General features: G+C 57.7%; 24 protein-coding genes and 2 pseudogenes. 15 read left to right on the forward strand and 11 right to left on the reverse strand.

What is annotated here, in order from left to right:
* Window positions 1–284 precede the first annotated feature (284 nt).
* From GVL52_RS02895 to GVL52_RS02910, 4 genes are all read left to right on the forward strand, one after another.
* On the forward strand, window positions 285–1,094 hold the full coding sequence (locus GVL52_RS02895) for a transporter substrate-binding domain-containing protein (protein WP_160003854.1): 810 nt from the start codon (window positions 285–287) through the stop codon (window positions 1,092–1,094).
* 63 nt (window positions 1,095–1,157) lie between these two features.
* Complete coding sequence (locus tag GVL52_RS02900) at window positions 1,158–1,823, forward strand: amino acid ABC transporter permease (RefSeq protein ID WP_160003855.1); 666 nt, start codon at window positions 1,158–1,160, stop codon at window positions 1,821–1,823.
* 12 nt (window positions 1,824–1,835) lie between these two features.
* The gene (locus GVL52_RS02905; protein WP_160003856.1) at window positions 1,836–2,489 is read left to right on the forward strand and encodes an amino acid ABC transporter permease; all 654 of its coding nucleotides are present in this window, start codon (window positions 1,836–1,838) and stop codon (window positions 2,487–2,489) included.
* Window positions 2,482–3,204 carry an amino acid ABC transporter ATP-binding protein gene (locus tag GVL52_RS02910; protein ID WP_160003857.1) on the forward strand — a complete coding sequence of 241 codons (723 nt, stop codon included), beginning with the start codon at window positions 2,482–2,484 and terminating at the stop codon, window positions 3,202–3,204. The genes GVL52_RS02905 and GVL52_RS02910 overlap by 8 nt, the downstream gene beginning before the upstream one ends.
* Window positions 3,205–3,362: 158 nt before the next feature.
* Here GVL52_RS02910 and GVL52_RS02915 read toward each other — a convergent pair whose 3' ends face one another.
* Together GVL52_RS02915 and GVL52_RS02920 are read right to left on the reverse strand one after the other, a co-directional pair.
* Window positions 3,363–6,503 (reverse strand): efflux RND transporter permease subunit, encoded by a 3,141-nt coding sequence (locus GVL52_RS02915; RefSeq protein ID WP_160003858.1) that lies wholly within the window; start codon window positions 6,501–6,503, stop codon window positions 3,363–3,365.
* A 12-nt stretch (window positions 6,504–6,515) separates the two neighbouring features.
* A complete protein-coding gene (locus GVL52_RS02920) occupies window positions 6,516–7,739 on the reverse strand; it encodes an efflux RND transporter periplasmic adaptor subunit (protein WP_160003859.1) in 1,224 nt (407 codons plus the stop codon).
* A 501-nt stretch (window positions 7,740–8,240) separates the two neighbouring features.
* Between GVL52_RS02920 and GVL52_RS02925 the strand changes: the two genes are divergently transcribed.
* Together GVL52_RS02925 and GVL52_RS02930 are read left to right on the forward strand one after the other, a co-directional pair.
* On the forward strand, window positions 8,241–8,474 hold the full coding sequence (locus GVL52_RS02925) for a cysteine rich repeat-containing protein (protein ID WP_160003860.1): 234 nt from the start codon (window positions 8,241–8,243) through the stop codon (window positions 8,472–8,474).
* 103 nt (window positions 8,475–8,577) lie between these two features.
* Window positions 8,578–8,952: a hypothetical protein gene (locus GVL52_RS02930; RefSeq protein WP_160003861.1), complete on the forward strand. Its 375-nt coding sequence runs from the start codon at window positions 8,578–8,580 to the stop codon at window positions 8,950–8,952.
* Window positions 8,953–9,052: 100 nt separating this feature from the next.
* Here the strand turns inward: GVL52_RS02930 and GVL52_RS02935 are convergent, their stop codons facing one another.
* The 3 genes from GVL52_RS02935 to GVL52_RS02945 all read right to left on the reverse strand — a co-directional run bounded on the left by GVL52_RS02935 (window position 9,053) and on the right by GVL52_RS02945 (window position 11,482).
* Window positions 9,053–10,381, reverse strand: coding sequence for an ATP-binding protein (locus tag GVL52_RS02935; RefSeq protein WP_160003862.1), 1,329 nt, complete (start codon window positions 10,379–10,381; stop codon window positions 9,053–9,055).
* Between the two features lie 8 nt (window positions 10,382–10,389).
* On the reverse strand, window positions 10,390–11,109 hold the full coding sequence (locus tag GVL52_RS02940; protein WP_160003863.1) for a response regulator: 720 nt from the start codon (window positions 11,107–11,109) through the stop codon (window positions 10,390–10,392).
* 136 nt (window positions 11,110–11,245) lie between these two features.
* The gene (locus GVL52_RS02945; RefSeq protein WP_160003864.1) at window positions 11,246–11,482 is read right to left on the reverse strand and encodes a hypothetical protein; all 237 of its coding nucleotides are present in this window, start codon (window positions 11,480–11,482) and stop codon (window positions 11,246–11,248) included.
* Between the two features lie 358 nt (window positions 11,483–11,840).
* On the opposite strand from GVL52_RS02945, the gene GVL52_RS02950 reads away from it, so the two are divergent.
* Entirely contained in the window at window positions 11,841–12,395 is a 555-nt protein-coding gene (locus GVL52_RS02950) for an SH3 domain-containing protein (protein ID WP_160003865.1), read from the forward strand.
* Between the two features lie 302 nt (window positions 12,396–12,697).
* On the opposite strand, the gene GVL52_RS30760 is transcribed toward GVL52_RS02950, so the two are convergent.
* The 5 genes and pseudogenes from GVL52_RS30760 to GVL52_RS02965 form a co-directional block, all read right to left on the reverse strand.
* Window positions 12,698–12,838 (reverse strand): hypothetical protein, encoded by a 141-nt coding sequence (locus GVL52_RS30760; protein WP_244619076.1) that lies wholly within the window; start codon window positions 12,836–12,838, stop codon window positions 12,698–12,700.
* A 79-nt stretch (window positions 12,839–12,917) separates the two neighbouring features.
* A pseudogene (locus GVL52_RS31295) lies at window positions 12,918–13,319 on the reverse strand (SDR family oxidoreductase); the annotation flags it as partial.
* A 93-nt stretch (window positions 13,320–13,412) separates the two neighbouring features.
* The gene (locus GVL52_RS31300; RefSeq protein ID WP_368735325.1) at window positions 13,413–13,595 is read right to left on the reverse strand and encodes an SDR family oxidoreductase; all 183 of its coding nucleotides are present in this window, start codon (window positions 13,593–13,595) and stop codon (window positions 13,413–13,415) included.
* Window positions 13,584–14,270 (reverse strand): annotated as a pseudogene (locus tag GVL52_RS02960) (SDR family NAD(P)-dependent oxidoreductase); the annotation flags it as partial. The gene GVL52_RS31300 and the pseudogene GVL52_RS02960, both read right to left, overlap by 12 nt.
* Entirely contained in the window at window positions 14,170–15,000 is an 831-nt protein-coding gene (locus tag GVL52_RS02965; protein WP_160003866.1) for an SDR family NAD(P)-dependent oxidoreductase, read from the reverse strand. The gene GVL52_RS02965 and the pseudogene GVL52_RS02960, both read right to left, overlap by 101 nt.
* 113 nt (window positions 15,001–15,113) lie before the next feature.
* Here GVL52_RS02965 and GVL52_RS02970 point away from each other — a divergent pair, with 113 nt between their 5' ends.
* Window positions 15,114–16,019, forward strand: coding sequence for a LysR family transcriptional regulator (locus tag GVL52_RS02970; protein ID WP_160003867.1), 906 nt, complete (start codon window positions 15,114–15,116; stop codon window positions 16,017–16,019).
* 212 nt (window positions 16,020–16,231) lie between these two features.
* Here the strand turns inward: GVL52_RS02970 and GVL52_RS02975 are convergent, their stop codons facing one another.
* Window positions 16,232–16,954, reverse strand: a complete 723-nt coding sequence (locus GVL52_RS02975) for a GntR family transcriptional regulator (RefSeq protein ID WP_160003868.1) — start codon at window positions 16,952–16,954, stop codon at window positions 16,232–16,234.
* 14 nt (window positions 16,955–16,968) lie between these two features.
* On the opposite strand from GVL52_RS02975, the gene GVL52_RS02980 reads away from it, so the two are divergent.
* Genes GVL52_RS02980 through GVL52_RS03010 form a run of 7 tightly spaced genes read left to right on the forward strand, consistent with a single transcriptional unit; the run spans window position 16,969 to window position 22,490 of the window.
* The gene (locus tag GVL52_RS02980; protein ID WP_160003869.1) at window positions 16,969–18,120 is read left to right on the forward strand and encodes an ABC transporter substrate-binding protein; all 1,152 of its coding nucleotides are present in this window, start codon (window positions 16,969–16,971) and stop codon (window positions 18,118–18,120) included.
* Window positions 18,117–19,556, forward strand: coding sequence for a dihydropyrimidinase (gene hydA, locus GVL52_RS02985; RefSeq protein WP_160003870.1), 1,440 nt, complete (start codon window positions 18,117–18,119; stop codon window positions 19,554–19,556). The genes GVL52_RS02980 and hydA overlap by 4 nt, the downstream gene beginning before the upstream one ends.
* Window positions 19,547–20,308 carry an SDR family oxidoreductase gene (locus GVL52_RS02990; RefSeq protein ID WP_160003871.1) on the forward strand — a complete coding sequence of 254 codons (762 nt, stop codon included), beginning with the start codon at window positions 19,547–19,549 and terminating at the stop codon, window positions 20,306–20,308. Before hydA ends, GVL52_RS02990 begins: the two co-directional genes overlap by 10 nt.
* A 4-nt stretch (window positions 20,309–20,312) precedes the next feature.
* Window positions 20,313–20,450, forward strand: coding sequence for a DUF1445 domain-containing protein (locus tag GVL52_RS31305; protein WP_368735326.1), 138 nt, complete (start codon window positions 20,313–20,315; stop codon window positions 20,448–20,450).
* Complete coding sequence (locus GVL52_RS03000; RefSeq protein WP_160003873.1) at window positions 20,447–20,881, forward strand: heme-binding protein; 435 nt, start codon at window positions 20,447–20,449, stop codon at window positions 20,879–20,881. The genes GVL52_RS31305 and GVL52_RS03000 overlap by 4 nt, the downstream gene beginning before the upstream one ends.
* Window positions 20,878–21,714: an ABC transporter ATP-binding protein gene (locus GVL52_RS03005; RefSeq protein WP_160003874.1), complete on the forward strand. Its 837-nt coding sequence runs from the start codon at window positions 20,878–20,880 to the stop codon at window positions 21,712–21,714. Before GVL52_RS03000 ends, GVL52_RS03005 begins: the two co-directional genes overlap by 4 nt.
* Complete coding sequence (locus GVL52_RS03010) at window positions 21,711–22,490, forward strand: ABC transporter permease (protein WP_160003875.1); 780 nt, start codon at window positions 21,711–21,713, stop codon at window positions 22,488–22,490. Before GVL52_RS03005 ends, GVL52_RS03010 begins: the two co-directional genes overlap by 4 nt.
* Window positions 22,491–22,651 lie beyond the last annotated feature (161 nt).

Below are 22,651 nucleotides of genomic sequence, written 5' to 3' on the forward strand. Positions count from 1 at the left end.
GCGCCTTGTCGCGGGCCGCCCTGCCGATTTGTGGCCTCGGCCCACTCAGAAGGGCACAAACAAGCCAAAAAAAAGCGATGTTTTCCACAAGGTATTGCCTTGGTGGCTAAGCATGCATAAAATATACAAAATTCGCTTTTTCCGACTGGTACAGATCGCTAAGGCCCATGATTTTTTAGTCGACTTTATGTATACATTTTGTATTTTGCGATTGATTTCCGTCATAAGAGGTGAATACTCCGCTCTGCCGGTCAAAAGCTGGCCCAACAAAAGGGGAATGTGTCATGAAGAAGTATATGCTCGCCCTGAGCGCTATTGCTGCCCTCTCGCTCACCGGTCAGGCCCAAGCAGACAAACTGGACGATATCATCTCAGCAGGTACGCTGCGTTGTGCTGTCGTTCTCGACTTCCCTCCCATGGGATCGCGCGACGCGAACAACAATCCTATCGGGTTCGACGTTGACTACTGCAACGATCTCGCCAAGGTCCTTGGTGTCACCGCAGAGATCGTCGAGACACCGTTTCCCGAGCGCATTCCTGCACTTATGTCTGGCCGCGTTGACGTCGGGGTCGCATCGACCTCGGACACGCTTGAGCGCGCCAAGACGGTAGGCATGACGATCCCCTACTTCGCATTCGAAATGGCTGTGACGGCAAATGAAAAGTCGGGCGTCACGTCCTACGAGGGCATGAAGGGTAAGACAGTCGGCGCTACCGCTGGCACCTACGAAGCGATCGCGCTTGAAAAACAGGTGAAGGAATGGGGTGCAGGTGAATTCCGGCCTTACCAGACCCAGGCTGACGTGTTTCTCGCACTGAGCCAGGGACAGATTGATGCCACTGTCTCAACGTCAACGGTCGCCCAAGCCACCATCAAGACCGGCAAGTTTCCTGGCATCGCGGTCGTGGGCAAGGCGCCATTCGATACCGACTACGTCTCCCTTTTCGCGAGCCGCGAGGAGTACGGCCTCATAAACTACCTTAACCTGTTCATCAACCAGCAGGTCCGCACTGGTCGCTACAAGGAGCTGTACGACAAGTGGGTCGGCGGTGGCGAACCTCCGGCTCTGACGGTGACTGGCGTGTATCGCTGATCCCTGGTCAAATAGGCGGCGCACTGGAACTCACGCGCCGCCACTTTCCGAAAGGCCATGAGCATGTTCGGCTACACCTTCCACTGGAACCAAGCCTTCCGAGCTTTGCCGCAAATGCTCGATGGCGCTGTCGTCACGCTCCAAATCGCGGTGCTTTCGATGGCGATCGGCATCGTGATCGCGATCACACTCACCGTTTTTCGTTTGTCCGGCGTAACCGTCCTGAAAGCGGTGACATCCACTTGGGTTGAGATTGCCCGAAATACGCCTGCGCTCTTCCAGATATACATGGCTCACTTCGGCCTCGGCGCATTCGGGATCCACTTGAGCCCTTACATAGCTCTGTTGGCTGGCATCTCGTTCAACAATGCTGGTTACTTGACAGAGAGCTTTCGTGGAGCCCTGAAGGGCATACCCGATACGCAAGCCCGTGCAGGACGGTCTCTTGGAATGACCTCACTTCAAGCATTCCGATACATCGTGATGCCCCAAATGCTGAGAATTGCGTTCCTTCCCAGCATCAACCAGATGGTCTGGGCGATCTTGATGACTTCTCTTGGCGTGACGGTGGGAATGAACTCCGACCTGACCGGCGTAACGCAGGACTTGAACGCGCGATCTTTCCGCACATTCGAATTCTTCGCGATAGCGGCTGTGATTTATTATGCGATTGCGAAAATCGTTACATTTGCGGCTCGCTTGGCGGCGGCTCGCCTGTTCCGTTACTGAGGGAGGTTGACCATGTTTGAAACTGCTCTCAGCTGGAACGACTTGCTCTTCTTGGCTAAAGGCGCCGGCATGACGCTTGCCGTTACGGCCGTTTCGGTGGCAGCTGGAACGATCTTGGGGATTTTGTTTGGCGTCATCAGATATCAGTTTAATCCCTATGTTACTGCTCCCCTGACTTTCATCTTAGATGTGTTTCGCTCTGTGCCGCTGCTCATACAGCTTGTGCTTGGCAACTCGTTGCAATCCATTTTGAAATTGGGGTGGCCGCCTTTCACCACCTCCTGTGTCGTTCTTTCCCTCTACACAGCATCCTACTGCACGGAAATCGTCCGCGGCGGGATCGGCTCAGTTCCCACTACGACCCGGCGCGCGGCGCGATCACTTGGCATGAGCTGGTTCCAGGACATGCGCTACATCGTCATGCCTTTGGCGACACGCATCTCGCTCCCCTCCTGGATTGGCTTGACGCTCGGCGTCATGAAAGACAGTGCGCTGGTATTCTGGCTTGGCCTGATCGAACTTCTCAGGGCATCGCAAATTCTCGTAACCAGGCTTCAGGAACCCATCTTCATCTTGATGCTTTGCGGCCTGATCTATTTCCTCATCAGCTTCCCGATCGCGCGTATCGGCGGTTATCTCGAAAGACGGTGGTCCCCCAATGATTGAGATTGAAAACGTCAGAAAGTCCTTCGGCCCGCTGGAGGTTCTCAAGGGCATCAACCTGACCGTAACCAAAGGCGAAGTGCTCACCGTTATCGGCGGTTCAGGCTCAGGAAAATCGACCCTACTCACCTGTATAAACGGACTCGAGCCGATAGATTCCGGAAAAATCCGACTGGACGGGACGGAGGTCCATGCAAAGTCCACCGATCTCAACAAGCTGCGCCAGAAAGTCGGCATCGTCTTCCAGCAATGGAACGCCTTTCCCCATCTGACGGTTCTTGAAAACGTTATGCTCGCACCGATGAAGGTGCGTGGCGTGTCGAAGGACCGAGCAGAGGAAATTGCCGTGAAGCAACTCACGCATGTGGGGCTGGCTGAAAAACTCTCCGTTTTTCCAAGCCGAATGTCGGGAGGCCAGCAGCAACGAATGGCAATTGCCCGGGCTCTCGCGATGTCCCCCGAGTATATGCTGTTTGACGAGGTTACCTCTGCTCTCGATCCGATGCTGGTCGGGGAAGTCCTTGACACGCTCCGAATGCTTGCGTCGGAGGGAATGACAATGATCTGCGTCACTCATGAGATGAAATTCGCACGCGAGGTCTCAGATCGCGTGGCGTTCTTCCATCAGGGAGTGATGGCGGAAATCGCTGAACCGGACAGACTCTTTACCGCTCCTCAACACCCGGAAACTGTAAAGTTCTTGGCAGCAACCCATTAGTAGGCGGACAGACGATCTCATCAGCCGACAACCGCGAGCCGTTGGCGATAAATGTCGGTGCACTCCAGTTCAGTTTGCACATTCGAAAAGTGCGGCATCAAGATCGACGCGCAGGCAGCAGCGGACACCATGAAGGGATCTCAACGGTGAGCACCTCTTTATGCGCTTTCGGGATCTTCCATCGGTTTCCAACGCTCTTCCAACCCGCGAACGATCAGATACAGCGCAGGCACGACGAAAATCGAAAGAATCGTAGAAACCAACATGCCGCTGACCACGGAAATACCGATCGACTTGCTGGCATTGGCGCCGGCGCCGGTGGCAAGCACCAGGGGGAACATGCCGAGGATGAACGCGATTGATGTCATCAAGATGGGCCGAAATCGAACCTTGCCCGCATTGACTGCCGAATCAATCAGCGATTGCCGTTCCTTGATCCTGAGTTCTCGTGCGAATTCAACGATCAGGATCGCGTTCTTGGCCGCCAGTGCGACGAGCAATACCAAGCCGATTTGCGTATAGATGGTATTCTGAAGGCCGAGTGCGAGCAGCACCCCAACCGGACCTGCAAGTGCCAAAGGTACCGAGAAGATCACGGGCAGTGGCCCAAGCCAGCTGCCATATTGACCAGCAAGCAGAAAGTAGACGAGAACCAGGGCAAGTCCAAAGGCGACGTAGATTTGGTTGCCCGCCAGTTTCTCCTGGTAGGAGATTGCGGTCCAGTCGGTGGAGGCGCCGGAAGGAAGCACTTCCGTGGCTGCCTTTTCCATAAGGCCCATGGCTTCCCCTGAGCTGACGCCCGGCTGGAGGCGGCCGTTGATCGATGTTGCCGGCTGCAGGTTGTAGAGCGTGATCAACGAAGGGCCTGATTTCTCTTCAACCGTGACCATGCTGCTGACTGGCACCAGTGCACCGGATGAATTCGGTACTTTCAGGCGCTCCATGCCGTCCGCGACGGTGCGGTAGGAGCCTTCTGCCTGGACATAGACCTGGAATGTGTGGCCGAACCGCGTGAACTGGTTGACATAAGATGATCCCATGTACCCCGAGAGGGCATTGAACAGGTCGCCGATCGCAACGCCAAACGTCGCAGCCTTGGTCCGGTCGATGCTGACGGTTAATTGCGGCGCGTTGAAATTCGCATTCGCCCGCACGCCGCCTTGAAGGCGTGGGTCTTGAGCAGCTTTTTCAACAATACTGTTAGCGACACTTGCGAGCCGATTGAAGTCATTTGACCCATCGGTCAGTGCGACCATCATGGTGAACCCGCCCGTATTGCCGATGCCCTGGATCGATGGCGGCGGCACGACGACGGCAAGGCCATCTTTGAGATTTCCGAGCCTTTTGGAGATCGACTGATAGATCGGCAAGAGGCTTTGCGCCTTGCCGCGTTCGCCCCAAGGTTTCAGGACGATATAAGCCAGGCCGGCGCTGGGCATCGATGCGTTGCCGTCCAGCAACGACACGCCCGCCACTGTGATGACGTTGTCGACGCCTGGCTGCTCCCGTAGCCGCTTCTCCACATCCTTCAGCGCGTTGTCGGTGCGCTCCAGCGACGCTCCTGGCGGCAATTGCACCGCCGCCACCAGATAGCCCTGATCCTCGATTGGAAGAAAACCGGTCGGCGTGCGCAACAGACCGACGAAGGCCAGCACGACGATGACGGCACCGCCAACCGCGACGACGTAGCGAAAACGCATTAGTCTTGCGAGAAGGCTGGCATAGCCGTTCTCCAGCCGATTGAATCCCCGGTCGAACCATCGGAAGATGAGGTTGCGTTCTGCAACCGGCTTGATTTGGCGCATCCACAAAGCCGCCTGCACCGGCTTCAAGGTTACGGCGTTGATTGCACTGATGACGGCGGTACTGGCGATGACCAGAGCGAACTGCTGATAGAGCTTGCCGGTTAAACCGGGCAGGAAGGCTGCCGGCAGGAAAACAGCGACGAGAACGAGCGTGATGCCAATGATCGGCCCGAACAGCTCGCCCATCGCTTTTTCGGCTGCCTTCGGCGCAGAGAGCCCATTGGACATCTGACGTGCCGCTCCCTCGACGATGATGATAGCATCATCGACAACGATCCCGATCGCCAGCACCAGAGCAAACAGTGTCGACATGTTGATCGAAAAACCGAGCGCTGCCATGGCGGCGAAAGCACCTATGAGCGTCACCGGAACGGTGGTTGCGGGCACGAGCATGGCGCGCCAGTCCTGCAGAAAGAGCAGGATGACCATGAGAACGATGACGCACGCCTCGATCAACGTCTTATAGACCTCATCGACCGCTGCATTGACGAAGGCTGTGGTGTTGAAAGGAACCGAATAGCTTAGCCCAGCCGGAAAGTCCTTCGACAGTTCACGCATGCGCTGCTCGACCGCTTCGGCGACATCAAGTGCGTTCGCTTCCGGGAGTTGGCTGATTGCCAGCGATGCCGACGCGCGACCATTGACCCGGAAGATCTGATTGTACGACTTTGAGCCGAGTTCGACGCGTGCGATATCACGAATCCTGGTGATCGCTCCGGTTTCGGTATCGCTCTTGACGATCACGTCTTCGAACTGCTCGACCTGATCCAGTCTGCCGTTTATTTCGATCGGCGTCTGAAAACCCTGACCGCTTTCGACCGGTGGCATGCCGACCTGGCCGGCGGGGACTGTTTGGCTCTGCGACTGAATTGCACCAACGATGTCCGAAGGCTTCAATCCGCGGGCCTGCAGGCGGTCGGCGTCAAGCCATATCCGCATGGCATAGTCGCCTGCACCGTAGACTGTTACGTCCCCTACGCCAGGCACACGCGCCAAGCGGTCCTTCAGATTGATCGTCGCGTAATTTGCGAGAAATAGGCTATCGTATTTTGGATCTGATGCACTCAAGGTCACGAAGGCCAGAATGGACGTCGAACGTTTGCGAACGTTTACACCCTGCGACTGGACAGCGCTCGGAAGCTGGGCATTGGCGGCATCCACCCGGTTCTGAACGAGAATTTGTGCCTCGTCGGAATCCGTCCCGATATCGAAGGTGACCGTCAAGGAATACGAGCCATCGCTCGCGCTCGTCGATTGCATGTAGAGCATTCCAGGCACGCCGTTGACCTGTTGCTCGATCGGCAATGCCACGGTGTCCATCAGCGTCTTCGCGCTCGCACCGGGATACCGGGCAGTAACCTGAACGGTTGGCGGGACAATATTGGGATATTGCGTAATCGGCAGCGAGAAGAACGCGATGACGCCAACAAGGACTGTCAGCAACGCTATCACGTTGGCCAGAACCGGGCGCTCGATAAAGAACTTCGAAAACATGGTATCGTCCGATCAATTGGCGGATGGGGCCAAGGTACGCAACCGTGCGCTGGCTGCCCGGCCACCCGGGGACCGAGTTGGCTCTTTGCTGACCTTCTCGCCGGCCTTGATGTTGGACAGCGCGTTTTGTGCGATCCAGTCTTCTGCAGACAGAGCACCGGCAACCTGCTGAAGGTCGCCGCTTCGCTCAAGCACGGACACAGATCGCCGCTCGACGATGCCATCATTGTTGACTGCAAGCACGAAACGCCCTTGCTGATCTGTTCCGATTGCAGAGGGAGGCACGAGTAGTCCATCCTTGGCGACACCCATCGCAATGCGCAACCGCACGAACAGGTTCGGCAGAAGATCGCGATTCTTGTTGTCAAAGAGCGCGCGCACGGACAGCGTTCCAGTCGCCGCATCGGTCTGCGGTGCAACGTAGTCGAGCCTGCCTTGATACGGGAAGCTCTCATCGACACTCGTCGCGGCTTCAACGGACACGTTCTGGAGATCCTTCTCTGTCAGCCCGCGCTCCCGCATCTGTTTGCGGATCTGCAGCATGTCCGTGTCCGAGATTGAAAAAGAGACATGGATCGGATCAAGCTTGACGATCGTCGCCAACGTGGTCGGACTGCCACTGCCGACAAGCGCTCCAACATCGGCCTTATGCTCGGTGACGAAGCCATCGAATGGCGCGGTGATATTGGTATAGCCGAGGTTGATTTGCGCCTCCTGGAGAGACGCCTCGGCAGAATCGAGCTGCGCTCTTGATGTGTCGCGGGTGGCACGAGCATTATCGACATTGGCCTGGGTCGTCGTCGATGAGTGGGCGAGTTCCTCCTGCCGATTGAGTTGCACCTGAGCGTTGTCGAGACTGGCTTTTGCCTGCTCTGCCGCCGCCTGTGCTTGCCGCACCTGCGCCTCATACTGTTCGGGATCAATCAGGAACAGGCGCTGTCCTGCCTTGACCTCCGCCCCATCGCGATAGTCGATGGATTTCAAGTATCCCGTGACACGCGCAGTCAGATCAACGCTGTTGAGTGCCTTGGTTGTGCCGGTCTGATAGAGATATCGGGTAATTGCTGCGGTCTGGGGTTGAGTGACATTGACCGATTTAGGAACGCCCGCAGACGTCTCCTGACTTTCTCCACTGCATGCAGAAAGCAAAAGCGCGGCTGATAGGAGAAGACCTAGCTTTTGCCGTCGTGACTGGAGGAACGCGCGGCTGACTATTTTGGCTGTATCGTGTCGCATTTGGCGCACCTGTCCTTACCGGCGTGATCAACAGAGGTTCGCTTTCATGGAGTCGAGCTCAGTCGCAAGAAGCGAAGACGACCGCCGCCGCGCTGGCGTCGAAAGCCTTGGCCGGAGGTGTAGAGCGTGCCCGTTGCATCAAGTTTGCAATATTATTACGGATTGTTTCCGGGCGACTGTCGTCCGCGATGAGGAGCGCAGATTTGCTGCCGAAGATGGCAATCAATCGTTGAGCGGACTTCCGCGAAAATTGTGGAGCGCTGCCTCCTGCGCCCCATCCGTCAGGTTGCAACGCTTCAACAGGCACCGAGCCTATGCCTTGCAACAAACTGAAATAGGTTTGAAATCAATGGCCAACCAAGGAATGCGAAAGCTTGGCCAGCGGGCCGTCGTAAACATCGGCTCAGTCCGCAGCCCCTGACTAGGCTCCAGCCAATCGCGCCTCATGTCACGTGTAGCCAAGTGCTCGTGTCCGGCGAGACGCATTCAAAGGAATATCAAATGATCAAGTATATCTCCGTGCTCTTCCTGGCGACCGCCAGCATAGCGTCGGCGCAACAGCTGTCCATGTCGGACAAGATGGCGCTGCGCGACAACTGCAAGCAAGATATCCAGAAGCTGTGCCCAGACGTGAAGCCAGGCAACGGCGGTCTCATGGCGTGTGTGAAAGAAAACAAAGAAAAGCTGTCCGCCCAGTGCTCGGCAACGATCGATGCCTTGGCTGCGAAGCAGTGACGTCTGCGTGATTTGTCTGCGACCCGCCTGGATCACATCCGTGAAGCCGGGTGGGTTGCAAGCCCACACATAGAGCCCCTCTTCACAGGAGAAGGAACGACCAATGAAGCTTCTGAAAACTGCATTAATCGGCGCCATGGTGCTTGCAGCACCTATCGCAAATGCCGGCGGTCCGAGCAATGTTGACCGAGGACCACTTATCCGTACTTCTGAGACGAACCTCGAATGCAATGCCGAAGCTGCCGCATTTTCCGAGGTCGCCGATCTTGCCTATTCTTTTCGCGATAGAGGAGATGTATTCGCTGATGCGCTCTTCGAACTGCGCGAACAATTACGGGACTGCCTCGCTGCCACAAGCGATGACGGCTATGAAAGCTCGCCCCCTTGGCTCGGAGAACAAGGGCGGCTTCGCGGGGTCCGTGAAGCGCTGAAAGAATGTTTGCCTTCGAGAATTATGGTAAACCAGCCATTCCATTAACTCCTCGATGAAAGAAGTCCAGCAATACAGGCCGTCCTTTGCGCCAGTTACTCACGTGTGTTTCAATGTATGACGCCGTTCTTTTGCCTTTTCGATATCTTCATTGAAGGCGGCCTGCGAGTGGAAGGCAGACCGTTGCCCGAAGCCCCTGCCCTCTGGCACGATTGGACAGGATGATCGTTCCCCCGTGCGCATCCAGAATCTGCCGGACGATCGACAGGCCAAGCCCGGTTCCGCCGTGGGCACGATTTCGCGACGGCTCGCCGCGGAAAAACGGTTCGAACACCGAGGCGATATCGTCCTCAGCTATGCCTGGGCCATCGTCCTCTATGACAAGGCAAGCCATTCCCTGCCTCTGTTCTGTCCTCACATCCGCCCGCTTGCCGTAGCGCACTGCGTTGGACACCAGATTGTCGATAACCCGACACAATGCTCGTTCCGGTATGCGGACGTTGAGTGCAGCCCCCGCCGAGTGGTAGGCGATTTGGGTTGGCGGCAAATTGGCCTCGATCGCACAGCGCTCTGCTACTTGGCCCAGGTCGACGGTTTCCACCTCGGAATTGAGGGACGCGTCTCCGGCGAAGAGCAACACGTCGTTGAGAAGTTGCTCCATCGCCTCCACGTCCACAACGGCACGATCCCTGTGAGAGCCAGGAGGCATCATTTCCAAACGAAGGCGGAACCGCGTAAGGTAGGTCTTCAAGTCGTGGGAGATCGCACCGAGAAATAGGGTTCGGTTGCCAACGAGCCGCAATATTCGTTCCTGCATGTTGTTGATCGCTCGGATCAAGGTTCGCAGCTCGCGTGCCCCCTTTTCCTCGACCTCCACCGGTTCGACGCGGTTGCCGAGTTCGTCGATGCTTTCCGCCAGTCTGACCAGGGGTCTGGTCTCGCGCGCAACCGCGAGTACCGCGATCAGCGCGACAGCCACTCCGAAAAAGCCCGCGATAAAGCCGATCGGCATGTTGAACAGACGCAGGGTCGTGTCGTCCGACACCGTGAAAATCGCCGCTTCGCCCGTTTTCAAGCCGACGGCGAAATCAATTTTCAAACCGCCAGGTGCCCTGAGGGCTGGATCGAGTGTACCAGACCGGACGACCCTGTCGGAAGCGTAGGCTTTGACCATCTTCTGCGTCATCAAGCGCATGCGGGCAAAACCCAGCGAATCTTCAAATGTCGCCGGTACGGCTGGCAACACAGCAACGTGGAAGCCGTTAACACTGGCCACGTCGAGCGCCGCCTGCCGGTTTTCCGGAGCTGTTTCGTCGATCAGGCGGACGACAGCGGTTATACGATCCGCAATTGCATACGGCGGCAAGGGCGAACGTTCGCTTTGCCAAACATAAGAAATCACGATTGCCAGCTGACTTAAGAAGAGAGCGGCGGTGACGATCAAAGCTATTCTTGCGACAATACCGAACCGGTTCATACTTGCTTTCAACCATCCGTAACCGAGAGGTTGAACAAATACCCTGCATTGCGCACGGTGGTGATGACCTGGGTGTTTGGCGGCAGGCAAGCGGCAAGCTTGGTCCTGAGACGGGAGATCGCTACATCGATCGTCCGGTCGTAGGTCTCCGTCGCTGTTCCGCGGGTGAAATCAAGCAGCTGATCTCGCGACAGAACCCTCTTGGGTCGTTCCAGAAAGCAGGCGAGAAGATCAAACTCTGTTGTCGTCAGCGGCACCGATGCCCCATCCTCGGTCGTAATGGTCCTTGCTTGCGGATCGACAACGAGCCCGGCAAAGCGCTTGACGTTGCCTGTCGCCTCCAACTGAGCGACCGAACCATTTGTCCGACGGAGGACTGCTCGCACGCGCGCCAGAAGCTCGCGAGGATTAAAGGGCTTTGCGATGTAGTCGTCTGCGCCGAATTCGAGCCCGATGATCCGATCAATGTCGGTTGTCTTGGCAGTCACCATGATGATCGGCACCTGTGAACGGACGCGGATACGGCGGCAAAACGAAAGACCGTCTTCGCGAGGCATCATCAGGTCCAGAATGATCAAATCTGGCCATCTGCGCTCGACCAGAGGATCGGCCGCGGCAGCACCCTCGGCGGTGCGGATCTGATAACCCTCTCCTGTCAGAAACTCGTCGAGCAGATCGCGAATCTCAGGGTCGTCTTCGACCACCAAAATTTTTATGCGCTCGTCCATGTCATCTTGCCCTTCCTGCGTTCGGGTATCGGTAACATATTGAAATCATGGTGGCATAGTCCGAAAAAAGCCGATTGGCATGATCGAAGTTTCTTCCAACATAGAGCGATCGATGGCTTTCCCAGCACGACACGTATCAGACCTCCAGCTTGTGATGGCCATGCAGAGCCAACAGGGAGCCATTCTTGTCATGCGCGTCTGTATTGAAGGCAACCCGTTTATCCGCATCTGCACCCGTCACCCGCAGTTGGGCGCTCGAGGACAGCTCATTATATTGGGCCGGCTTGGTGTCGCAGGATATGTAGAGACCGCACGTCCCAGGAATGATCAACGCCTTTTGATCGGCGTGCAGCCTCGGCGCAAGCGCGTTCATCTCATGTCCTTGCTTCCTGCCGCGAAATCCCTCGGAGAGGCACCCAAACGAAATACAGCCTCCAAGAGCAAGCCGTCATAGGACAGCAAGCTGTTCTCCGCAGCATTTCAGAAAGATTACAGTTTGTTGCAGCCTCACAATTGGCCACTGCAATATTCCGCAGCAAATCTGAAATACCCCATCAAAGAGCCCAGCTGACTGTCTGGATGTAATGTTCAAAGGAGAACCACGGATGATCGCTGATCACAGACTTGAAACTTCCCTCACAAATCGGGAGATGCGTGGCTCACCCGGCGGCACACGGCAGCAAACACGCCTTAAGAAACGGTTGTCAGCGCTGCTTCTGGCGTTGGCGCTCATGATTTCCTCCGGCATCTTCACAACAGCCTCTGCGGCGACGGGCGGCATTGCCGTCACCTCGGTCAATTTGCGAGCCGGCCCCAGCACGCGGTATCCAGTTGTAACCACCCTGCCCAGCAGCGCGTCGCTGAAGGTCTATGGCTGCATAGCAGATCGGTCATGGTGCGATATCAGCTGGGGCAGCATGCGTGGCTGGGTTGCGGCAAGCTATATTCATGTCGTCTATCACGGGCAGACTACTGTACTGACGCCTGCGATCGTGCCTGTCGTGGGCATCGCTACGGTGGCGTTCAGCGTTACGTACTGGAATACACATTATTACGCCCAGCCTTGGCATAGTCAGTGGGATCGCTATTACGGCGGCGGATCTCGAACCGTTGCAGCGGGCTGCAACGATAATGGCTGCGGCGGAGCGGCCGTAACCCGTGGCCCGAATGGTGGTGGGCGGGCTGTTGTCGGTGGCTGCGGCCCCGAAAGATGCGCCGGCGCCTCAGTGACCCGTGGCCCACGTGGCAACACCGTCATCCGCCACGGCTCCTTTGGACGGCCGTAGCAACTCTGGATGGGAAACGGCAGCGCCGTTGGATGCAACAACGGCGCTTCATTCCACCTGAATGGCGCACTACCGATGGGCGAAACCGCATTGCACGCACGATCCGTGGCAAGGCGATCTTCGAAACTATCGCAACTGGAGGGCTGTCCGCTTTTTTCGCCTTGAATGGATATGAACTCTGAACGCTGTTGTTATAAACACGAATTTTCTCTTGATTTGGTCGCCGCCTTGCCTTGATTGACTGACCGGCTTGAGGCCAACAGTGCGAGACGGCGAGCTTCCAGTTTGAACCGACTGCTGCTTTACCAATCGAGATGGTTACCCTGGTAGTCGAGGTACAGGTTCTCGCCCGACCCCATGTGCTTCTCGACGACATCCGCCACGCCGCGGACACTGGGTTCCAGTTCGATCTCGCGCTCGACAGCGCCATCCAGCGTTCCCATTGCAGTTCGTGTCCAACCCGGATGGATGGACAGTCCTCCATCCTTGTTGTCTGAATAGATACCGCGGGGCGAGCATGTCCAGAGCCACCTTGCTTGCCCGATAAAGTTCGAGGCCGCCCTCGACATTGATGGCAATGCTGCCCCGATGCGATGACATGAATGCCAATGTGCCACCCGGCATGACCAGCCGCCCCAGCAAGTGGTGTGCAAGGCGGATGGGGCCGAACGTGTTGGTCAGCATGATCTCGGCAAACTCCTCATTCGTGCCTTCGGTCACACTCTGGTGCAGCGGACCGAATATCCCCGCATTCAGATAGATGACATCGAAGCGCCAATCTCCCAGTTGGTTCAGGAAGGGTGCGATCTGCGCGGTGTCGGTGACGTCTAGCGTCGCCGTTGCCAGCCGATCCGGATCGGTTGAGCCAACCTTCTGGAGATCATCGATGTCTGCCCCGCCCGCGCGGTCCCGACGACATTCCAGCCGCGGTCAAAAAGCTGTTGAGCAAGCCGAGCGCGAGGCCCCGTTCTGCGGCGACGATGAGAATGGATTTGGTCATGATCTGTTTCCTTTGAATTATAAAGCCGTGTAGCCGCCGACCGCCATGACCACCGCGCCAGTCATGAATGCGGATGCCGGCGAAGCGAGAAAGGCGATGACTTCGGCAATGTCGGCTGGCTGTGCGACGCGGCCGATCGGGTGAACGCCGCCATAGCTTGCCAGCGTCGTCTTGCTGTCTTCGACGATGCCTTCGAGAATGTCGGTCTCGACGACACCCGGTGCGACGGCGTTGGCCCGAATACCTCGATCGCCGTATTCGACGGCGATGACCTTGGTAAGCTGCGCAATTGCGCCTTTCGAGGCAGCATAGACCGCAGTGTCCTTCATCCCGACCGCCAAGACGATCGATGCGACATTGACGATAACGCCGCCGCCCCGACCAATCATCGTCTTCACTGCCTCTCGTGAATGCAGGAAATTGCCGCGGGCGTTGACCGCCATCATGCCGTCCCAGTCGGCGGCGCTCATGTCGATGAGCGCCTTGTTCATGGTGCGCCCGGCATTGTTGACGAGGATATCGATCGCACCGAACCATTCCATGGCAAGCGCCATCGTGCGCACTGCTGTGGTCTCGTCAGCAATATCGCCGGACAGCGTGGCGACATCCTCGCCAGCAAGGCCCTATACGGAAGGATTGAGGTCGCTGGCGACGATGCGTGCACCTCTGGCCCGGAGCAGGTTGACGGTGTCGCGACCAATGCCTCGTGCCGCACCCGTTACGACTGCGACCTTGCCGGACAGGTCACAACCCGATGGTGTCTGAATGCTCATTTCAAAGTCCTTGCCTGAAGTCCGTGCCAAGCGTGGTGGCTTCCCATGCGTCGATCTCATCGACGACCTGGTCGAGTTTGCTGCGAGCACGCTGCAACGCATCGCTTCCGAGCAGCAGATGAACCGGCGGGTTGTCAGAGCGCACCAGGCTTATAATCGCCCTGGCGGCGCGATCCGGATCACCCACCTGCCGACCTGCCGCTGCATCGAAAGCGACGGAACTCCGGCCGATTGTCTCGGCATAGGCCTCGTCCGCGGTTTCACTCTTGCGGATCGAATGAGGTGAGAGGAAGTCGGTCCGGAATGCGCCGGGCGCAACTGCCGTCACACTGATCCCGAGCGGTGCGACTTCAAGCGCCAAAGCCGCGGACAGGCCTTCGAGTGCGTATTTCGCGGCGGAATACAAGGCCGATCCGGTCTTCGGTGCGCGACCGGCGATCGAGGTTATGTTGATGATTTTCCCAGACGCCTGGCGACGCAGATGGGGCAAGGCGGCCCGAATAATGCGGAAGGGCGCAAAGACGTCGATGGCAAAGAGCCTTTCGACCTCCGCATCGGTGGCGCTTTCCAATGCGCCAAGCAGCCCATATCCGGCATTGTTGACAATGACGTCGATGTGGCCGACCCGCGCGAACGCTTCGGCGATGCTGGCCTCCGCCGCACCGTCGTCGGCAAGGTCGACGTTCAGGACATGCAGGACACCTCTCTCATGCTCGAGCGAGAATGGTCCCGTTCGAACCGTCCCCACAACCGTATCGCCCTCGGCAAGCGCTGCCATTGCCAACGCCTTGCCAAGCCCTCGCGAAATTCCCGTAATGAACCAAGTAGTCATTTCCAGCTCCTTTGAATGAACAGAGCAACAAATGACCGAAGGCACACAGGTTTAGAATACGCCAATAATTAACAGTTGTTGTTAGGCTAGCTAAATAATGATAGGTCAAGTCAATGGATTCATTGCTAGCCAGCCAGGACTATAACCAACTCCGCGCCTTCATAGCGGTCGCCGAGTGCCTGAGCTTCAGCCGCGCTGCAGAACGCCTCGGCGTCTCGCCTTCGGCGCTAAGCCAGATGGTCCGCAGTCTGGAAGAAGATGTCGGAATGCGGCTTTTTCACCGTACGACACGAAATGTGTCTCTCACGGAGGTCGGCGACAACCTGTTTCAGCGGGTCAGGCCGGCAGCACTCGAACTCGGCAATGCCATCACCCAGGTTCGCCGATCCGGCGAACGTCCGGCCGGAACAGTCAGGGTTCATGCGTTCAGATCGGCAGCACGAAAATACGTCGATCCCATTCTGGCAAGCTTCACGGAACGATACCCCGACGTCTTGCTTGATATCACGCTGGACGATGAGGTCATCGACATTGTGGCCGGCGGTTACGATGTCGCGCTGCGCATTGGCGAAGTCATCGAGCGCGATATGGTGGCTGTCCGACTTTGGCCGGAGCTTCGCCAAGTGGCGGTGGCAACGCCCGAATATCTGGCCCGGTACGGATGCCCCGAACACCCGCGGGACCTCGTCAATCATCGCTGCATAAGGTGGCGCTGGCCTGGCCGCACGACGCCCTATGCCTGGGAGTTCTTCGAGAACGACACTTGGTTCAGTGTCTCCGTCGACGGACCCGTTGTTTTTAGTGACAAGGAGACTGCGTTAATCGCGACCCTTGAGGGGATTGGGATTGGCTTCGCGATTGAAGACACCGTGTCCAAACATATTGCAGAAGGAAGGCTTATCAGCTTTCTCGAACCTTGGTCCGCCGCTTTTCCCGGATTGTTTATATGCTATCCGCAGCAGCGCCAGATGGCACCGGCTCTCCGGGTCTTTATCGATGCCGTTCGAGCAGGATCCTGAATGTCGACGGCAGCGGGATTGGACCACAAACGGTCTCCACGGTCAGTTGCTCTTGATGGGATGTGAACCGTCGACCACGCAATTTCAAAGAACCTGATGATCAGGCGCTTGAAACCGTTGACAATTTTTGAGGTTCTCTAGCCCCACTCAACCGCAATGTCCAAAATTGACATCTGTTGCCTCGCGACCACGATCAGCCGACCAGAATGGCTTCACGTCGTTCCGAATACTCCCAACATATCAAACGCTACCGGGCGACGTCGGCTAAAGATCAATGCATCTTGGATCTCAATAATATGGTCGCGCATTAGCGAGACCGCCTTCTCAACGTCACCGCAGGCGCAGTGGTGGATGAGGTCATCATGATGGTCATGCCAACCGGCCAGACCGATCTGGTTGTCAAAGAGATTGACGATGAGGCTCGTACGGGCCACCAGCAGCCTGACCTGTTCCGCGAGGATGCGATTGCCCGATAATTCCGCCATCAAAACGTGGAACCCGCCGGACAGGTGAATAGCCTCGCGTAGCAATCCCTGACTCCGTAAGATATTTTCCTGTTCTATGTTTTCCCTAAGTTTTGCGATGGCATTGGGATCGGCAGCGCGCGCTACCGCCTCCGTAGTGCCAGCTTCGATCGCTACCCGTGCGGCAAACACTTCACGCGCTTCCTCAGCATCTGGGGCAGCAACAAACGCGCCGCGTTTCGGGAAGAACACCACGAGTTTTTCCCAGGTGAGCCGCTGTAGGGCGACGCCTATCGCCCGTCGCCCTACACCGAACGCTTCAACCAGAGCCATTTCTGTAAGCTTAGTGCCAGGCATCAGGCGCTGATCGACAATCGCCGAAAAAAGGTGGTCGTACGCATCACCCGCATCTTCAATCTTCGGACGATTCCGGTCGTTCATCACACCGATAAGTTTCTTGGCTTGCTTCATTCTTATTCTCGCTGTTGAAGTTTCGTGCGCCGGATTGCGCGCAATTTATAGCGCCTCGTTGTTTTTACTCAACATCACGGATTGGCACACCCCTTGCAATGCCAACATCAGTTCACAACAAGGGGAATGACATGCATAAAATTACATCCTCAAGACGCGCTTTCCTGCAGGTGGCATTGGCGGCACCATTTGTCATGAAGGCCGGTCGCAGTCTGGCGGCGACGCCGGTAAAATTCTCATTCTCCGCACCATTCGATGGCTCGAACGCCATGTATCTGATGGCGGACCAGATGGGTTGGTACAAGGAGGCTGGCTTGGAATGCCAGTTCGATGCGGGCGGAGGATCGGGGGAAGCTGCCACCCGTACGGGTTCCGGCGTTTACGACGGCGGCACCGTCGACATTAACAACGTGGCCGAGTTCAACTCCAAAAATCCGACCGCCGAAATCCGCGCAGTCTACATGGCATACTTCAAGAGCCCGCTCTGCGTCGCCTCACTCGCGAAATCCGGCATCAACAAGCCGTCCGATTTGGCCGGCAAGACAATCGGCGCTGCGGCTCCCGACGGAGCGTATCGCCTGTTTTCGACCTATGCCAAGACCACATCGATCGATGCAGCGGCGGTAAAATGGAACATGGTCGGCCTGCAGCTACGTGAAGCAGTGCTTGCTGGCGGTAGCGCGGACGCCATTCTCGGTTTCGATTCCACCATGTATTTCGGTCTTGTGAAGGCAGGGATCGCATCGGCGGACATCAAGTTCATGTACTATGCCGATGCCGGTCTCGATCTCTATGGCAATGCTATCGTGCTGTCGAAGAAGTTCCGGACGACCAACCCAGAGGCAGCAAAGGCTTTCGTGGCGGTCAGCGCTCGGGCCTACCAAGCTTCCATGGCAGATCCCAAGGCTACGATCGCAGCACTGAAGGCTTTCCAGCCCTTGATCAACGCCGATCTGGAGGAAGAAAAGCTGCGCTGGCTGATAAAGAACCAGTTCACGACGCCTGAGACTCAAAAAAATGGCCTGGGCAGTGTCGATTCCGCACGTCTCTCGAAGTCGATGGAAGCGGTTGCCGCAGGTTTTGGACTGCCGTCCGTGCCGAAAGCCGAAGACCTGTTCGACCCATCGTTTCTGCCATCGGCCGAACTGCGGAAGCTGCCTGCATGACATTCGACCTCGTGATACGCGGTGGCACGATCGTAACCGCTTCCGACGTGACAAAAGCCGATCTCGGCATCAAGGCGGGCCGCATCGCCGCCATCGCGGATCATATTTCGAATGGAGACACCATTATCGATGCCACCGGGAGGCTGGTTCTGCCCGGCGGCATCGATGCCCATTGTCATCTCGACCAGCCGCAGGCTCCAGGCCTCGCATCCAAGGGTGCCACCATGGCGGATGGTTTTCGCTCCGGGAGCATTAGCGCCGCCTTCGGCGGGACGACGACCATTGTGCCGTTCTGCGTCCAGCATCGCGGAACATCACTGACGGCTGCCGTGGCAGATTACCATAGCCGTGCCAAGGGTCAGTCGGTGACCGACTATGCCTTCCACCTGATCGTCAGCGATCCGACACCTTCTGTCCTCGGGCAGGAACTACCGGCTCTAATCCGTCGCGGCCATACCAGCATCAAGGTCTACATGACCTACGATGCCATGGTGCTCAGCGACCGACAGATCCTCGACGTCTTCGAAACGGCACGCCGCGAGAAGGCAGTTATGCTTATTCATGCGGAAAACCACGAAATCATCGGCTGGCTGGCGGAGCGGCTTGAGCTGGAGGGGCGGACAGCGCCGATCGGCCATGCCCATTCACGACCACTTCCCATCGAGCGCGAGGCGACGCACCGCGCCCTGACGCTGGCGGAGATCGCTGGTGTGCCACTGGTCATCGTCCATGTCTCGGGCGGCGATCCTCTGGAAGAAATCCGCCGCGCTAGGGCAAGGGGATATGTGGTCATCGCCGAGACCTGCCCACAATATCTCATGCTCACCGAAGCCGACCTCGATATGCCCGACATGCTAGGCGCGAAAGCAATGTGCAGCCCGCCGCCCCGCGACAGCCTGGCGCAGGCAGCGCTCTGGCGCGGCATCGAGGATGGCACGATCGATATTTTCAATTCCGACCATGCCCCCTATCGCTTCGATGACGAGGGCAAGCTCAAGGCCGGGCCGAACCCCTCATTTCGTGCGGTCGCCAACGGAATTCCCGGTCTTGAGACCCGCCTGCCGATTCTGTTCAGCGAAGGCGTCGTCAAGGGCCGCATCGACCTGTCGCGCTTCGTCGCGCTGACCTCCACGAACAATGCGAAACTGTATGGCCTCCACCCGCGCAAGGGCACGATCGCCATCGGAGCGGATGCGGACCTTTCCATATGGGATCCTGAAAAACGCATCACCATCACCAACGGCATGCTGCATCACAATGTCGATTACACCCCCTTCGAAGGTCTTGAAGTGCAGGGCTGGCCGGAAACCGTCATCAGCCGCGGTGAGGTTATCGTCGAGAACAATCAATTGAAGGCCAAGCCGGGACGCGGCCGTTTCCTCACCCAGGCAACCTCGTCCGCCTGGAAAACACGGGAGATCAAGGCATGGATCTGAAGATTAACGGTAAACGGGCGCTGGTACTGGGCGGCAATCGTGGCATGGGACTTGCTATTTCTAAAGCACTGGCCGCCGAAGGGGCGGCGGTCATGATCGCCGCGCGCGACAGGGAAGTACTTGCGTCGGCCGCGCAGGAAATCGGAGCAGCTGGCACGTTTCCAGTCGATCTGTCGGACACCGCCTCCCTGCCCGCCTTTGCGGCAGCGGTCGGAGATATCGACATTCTGATCAACAACACCGGCGGCCCGCCCTATGGAAGCGCCATCGGGCGGGATGTGAACGACTGGGAGGAGAGTTTCCGATCCATGACCCTGTCGGTCGTCCGACTAACGGATCTCTTCCTTCCCTTCATGCGCGCCAGCGGCTGGGGCCGGGTCGTGACAGTGGTCAGTACCGGAGCCGTGCAGCCAATCCCCGTTCTTGGAATATCCAACACCTTGCGCGCCGGGTTGATAGCATGGTCGAAATCGCTGGCACCCGAAGTCGCCAAGGACGGCGTGACCGTCAACATCCTGATGCCCGGCCGCGTCGGCACGGAACGGGTGACCATGACCGACGAAGCAACTGCGGAGCGGGAAAAAATCAGCGTCGAGGCGGTTCGCCAAAGATCCTTCGCGCAGATCCCGATGGCCCGCTATGCCGAACCGCAGGAAATTGCCGCCGTGGTCGCCTTTCTCTGCAGCGGCCCCGCATCCTATGTCACGGGAAGCGTCTACCGGGTGGACGGAGGCTATGTTCGTCATGTCTGAGACGATGCCGGAGACAGCCGTGTTCTGGCTCTGCCGACTAACCGCAGCTGCCTCCTTGAAGACTGCCGATTTGCCCTTTTGTGTCAGCCATGCGCCCGGCGCCATGCTCGTTACGGATCTGAAGGAAAGCACCCTGCCATGACGATGACGCGCCCCGCTCTGAAACTCGCCCATGAGGGCGCCCTGATGGTGCTAACCGCAGCCATCGATGCAGCTGCCGCAATGGGTGTTCCGCAATGCATCGCCATCGTCGACGAAGGCTGCAATCTGCTGGCTTTCGTTCGGATGGACGGCTCACGCGTCCTGTCGATCGAAAGCGCGACGCGCAAGGCGATGACCGCAGCAACGACCGGCCAGCCAACAGGCGGCATCGCCCCTGACAAGGCGTTGCTGCTCGCGGAAGCGACATCCGGCCGGATGACCAATCTGCTGGGCGGTCTGCCGTTGATAGCCGATGGTCACATCATCGGCGGGATCGGCGTCGGCTCAGGTACCGGAGAGCAGGATCTCGAGATCGCCAAGGCCGCAGTCGCGGCTTTCGAGCGCAGCATCAATAAGGGGAAAGTCGCATGATTGCAGCAGAGGCCCCGCAGGAACAGGGCGCACGAATCGTCCAGCTCGAAAATGTCCAGGTTCGCTTCGGCAAGGGCGAGGATACATTTCTCGCCTTGGACAAAACCAATCTCGTCGTCCGCAACGGTGACTTTGTCGCGATGGTTGGCCCATCCGGCTGCGGCAAATCGACGATCCTGAAACTGGTTGCCGGCCTGGCCCGACCGACGGAGGGCGTCGTATTCGTTGCCGGTCGGGAAGTCGGCGCCGAAAAGGTTGGCATCGGAATGGCCTTCCAGAATCCCACCATGCTTCCCTGGCTGACCATACGCCAAAATATAATGCTGCCGCTGAAGATCGTCAAACCTTATGCCGACACGTTCAATCGCGACAAGCATACGGTGTTCAGAGACAAGGCTGAGGCGCTGCTCGCCAAGGTCGGCCTTACGGGCTTCGGCGATAGGCGCCCTTGGGAGCTTTCCGGCGGCATGCTGCAGCGCGCAAATCTCTGCCGCGCCCTCATCCATTCCCCGAAACTGCTGATGCTGGACGAACCCTTCGGAGCGCTCGATCAATTCACCCGCGAAGAGCTGTGGTCCGTCCTGCAGGACCTGTGGATGGAAACCAAGCCAACCGTGTTCTTCGTCACCCACGACCTGCGCGAAGCGGCCTTCTTGGCGAATCGCATTCTTGTGATGAGCGCCCGCCCCGGACGCGTAACCGATGACAGGCATGTGGATTTTGCCCGCCCCCGGACGCTCGAAACAACATTCGAGACCGGCTTCACCGACCTGACCAATGATTTGCGGCGGATGATTTTTGCGGCGCGCCAAGGCAAGGAGACGACGGTATGACGCTTTCCAGACGGGTCCAGGACAATCTGAAGGCCGGTGCGTTCATCGTGCTGATGTTCCTCTTTTGGGAGGTAGCCTGCATCGTATTCCATGTCAGCCCCATAGTATTGCCACGACCGAGCGCGATTTTCTCGACGTTGTTCATGAACCTGCCGGCACTTTGGCCGCATATCCTGCAGACGCTGGCGACGACCATGGTCGGCTTTCTGCTGGGCACGATCATCGGCCTTGCACTCGGTGTCTTCGTCGGCATTTCGCGCACGGCTTATAATATCGCCTACCCACTGCTGGTCGGGTTTTCGTCCATCCCCAAGGTCGCAGTGGTGCCGATCTTCGTTCTCTGGTTCGGGTCGGGGACTGTGCCAGCCATCCTGACCGCATTGACGACCTGCATATTCCCGATCGTCGTCAACGTGGCGACCGGATTGGCCACCACGGAGCCTGAGATGGAAGACGTGCTGAAGGCGCTGGGCGCAAGCCGCCTTCAGGTTCTCTGGAACGTTAGCCTGCCCCGGGCGATGCCCTACTTCTTCGCGTCGCTGAAGGTAGCAATCACGCTCGCGTTCGTTGGCACAGTGCTGTCAGAAACAGTCGCATCCAATCGCGGCATCGGAACTGTGATGATGATGGCGACATCGAGCTTCGACGTTCCGCTTGCCTTCGCAGGGCTGTTCGCCCTCGCTATCCTCGGCATCATGCTTTACGCAGCCTTCGCAGTGATCGAGCAAAAGGTCTGCGGATGGGCCAACCGCAAACAAGAATTAGCAATGGCTTGAACAAATCCGATAGCGGCTTGGCGCCAGCGGTAGCCAACACCATCATCTACGAATCCGCGCCTGTGTCACGAGTATACAAAAAGGGACGGATCCTCGAAGCCGAGGCTACCTGATGATGGCTCGCGGCAATTCAAATACCACGCCTCGAACAGAAATGAACC

This window comes from Rhizobium sp. 18055, assembly GCF_902706285.1.
Classification (GTDB): Bacteria; Pseudomonadota; Alphaproteobacteria; order Rhizobiales; family Rhizobiaceae; genus Rhizobium.